Below are 516 nucleotides of genomic sequence, written 5' to 3' on the forward strand. Positions count from 1 at the left end.
CGCCAGAACAGCGCGCCTACATTGGCGACTTGTCGGTGCGTGCGGCCAAGGCCGTGGGTTACGAAAACGCCGGCACCGTGGAGTTCCTGCTCGCCGAGGGCGAGGTGTACTTCATGGAAATGAACACCCGGGTGCAGGTGGAACACACCATCACCGAAGAAATCACCGGTATCGACATCGTCCGTGAGCAAATCCGCATCGCCTCCGGCCTGCCGCTCTCGGTGAAACAGGAAGACATCCAGCACCGTGGTTTTGCGCTGCAATTCCGGATCAACGCCGAAGACCCGAAAAACAACTTCCTGCCGAGCTTCGGCAAGATCACCCGTTACTACGCACCCGGCGGTCCCGGCGTACGTACCGACACGGCGATCTATACCGGTTACACCATTCCACCGTTCTACGATTCGATGTGCCTGAAACTGGTGGTCTGGGCGTTGACCTGGGAAGAGGCGATGGACCGTGGCTTGCGTGCCCTTGATGACATGCGTCTGCAAGGAGTCAAGACCACTGCCGCCT

Annotated in this window: 1 protein-coding gene; it reads left to right on the top strand. The window is 59.5% G+C overall.

Going from position 1 to position 516, the window contains the following annotated elements; all coding sequences use genetic code 11:
- Nucleotides 1–516: ATP-binding protein (locus AC1DH9_RS30745; RefSeq protein ID WP_477809531.1), on the top strand; the 516-nt coding region annotated here is incomplete at both ends.

The sequence above is a fragment of the Pseudomonas sp. 05T35 genome, from assembly GCF_056396605.1.